The 1,448-nt window shown below is 77.6% G+C and carries 1 pseudogene; it reads right to left on the reverse strand.

Annotated features, from left to right (window positions below):
* Positions 1 to 1,448, reverse strand: a pseudogene (locus AB0H87_RS41760) (AfsR/SARP family transcriptional regulator); the annotation flags it as partial.

Here is a 1,448-nt window from a genome sequence, read left to right on the forward strand (position 1 = left end):
CCCGGGGGTGCGCGGAACGGGTGGGGCTGGCCGCCGTCGGCCTCCGTGCGCTCCGCCGCGTCGAGCAGCCGTTGCAGGTGCGTGGTGGCGGCGTCGAGGTCGCCCGCGCGGCGGGCCGCGAACGCGAGGCCCATCGTGGCGAACGCGGCGAGCAGCGGGGCGCCCTGCTCGTCGGCCAGGGTCAGCGCCTCGGCGCACTGTGCGCGGGCGGTCCCGTGGTCGCCACGTTCCATCGCGATCCAGCCCAGCCAGCCGAGCCGCCCGGAGACGTCGGCCCAGAGACCCAGCTCGCGGGCGACCGCGAGGCCCTCGGTGTGCAACCGGACGGCGGTCTCGTGGTCGCCGGTCATGGCCGCGTGCGCACCGAGCCATTCCGTGGCCTGCAGCAGGCCCCACCGGTCACCAAGCGCGCGGAACAGCGCGGCGCTGCGCTCGCCGTCGCGGGCCAGGCCGGCGGCGTCGCCGCGGATGTAGGCGAGCTTCGCGGTCAGGCTCAGCGTCGCCGCCGTGCCCCAGCGGTCGTCGCGGAACGTGCCCAGGAGGTCGTCGAGCAGCTTTCCGGTCGCCTCGACGTCGCCGAGGTCGATCTCGGCGTAGGCCAGGAACCAGCGGGCGTGCGCCTGGTCGCCCAGCGCGTCGACGGCGGCGGCGTGCCGGGCCGGCCACTCCGCGACGTCGCCGAGCAGGAACGAGAACCCGGTGAGCCAGGCGGCCGCGTCGGGGTCGGGTGCCGCGTCGAGCGCGGACCGCAGCGCGCGGCTGCCCTCGCCGAGCCGGCCGCGCAGGAACCAGTACCAGGCGAGCGCGCGGACCAGGCGTATCGCCGCGGTCGGGTCCTCCCGCGGGGCGAGGGCGGCGCGCAGGTTGGCCGACTCGGCGTCCAGGACCCGCAGCCAGCGCGCCTGCTCGGGGCCGTGCAGCTCGCGGTGCGCCCGCTCGGCCAGCGTGGTGTAGTGGTCGCGATGTCGTGCCGTCGTCGCGGCGAGGTCGCCCGCCTCGCGCAGCCGCGCGACGCAGAAGGCCGACACGGACTCCAGCAGCCGGTAGCGGCCGCGGTCGGTGCGCACCACCAGCGAGCGGTCGACGAGTCGCGCCACGGTCTCCGGCACGTCGGGACGGGCGACGTCACCGGCGGCGCAGACCGCCTCGGCCGCCTCCATCGTGCAGCCGTCGGCGTGCACCGCGAGGCGGCGCAGCACGATCCGCTCCGGCGCCGTGAGCAGCCGCCAGCTCCAGTCGACGGTCGCCAGCAGCGTCTGCTGCCGCGCCGGCACGCCGCGCTGCCCGGCGGCCAGGAGGCGGAACCGGTCGTCGAGGCCCGCGACGAGACGGTCCAGGCCGAGCGCGCGGACCCGGGTGGCCGCCAGCTCCAGCGCGAGCGGGAGCCCGTCGAGCCGCCGGCACAGCAGGTCCACCTGGTCGGCGTTGCCGGCCTCGAGCGCGAAGCC

The sequence above is a fragment of the Asanoa sp. NPDC050611 genome, from assembly GCF_040654855.1.
In the GTDB taxonomy this organism is placed as follows: Bacteria; Actinomycetota; Actinomycetes; order Mycobacteriales; family Micromonosporaceae; genus Asanoa.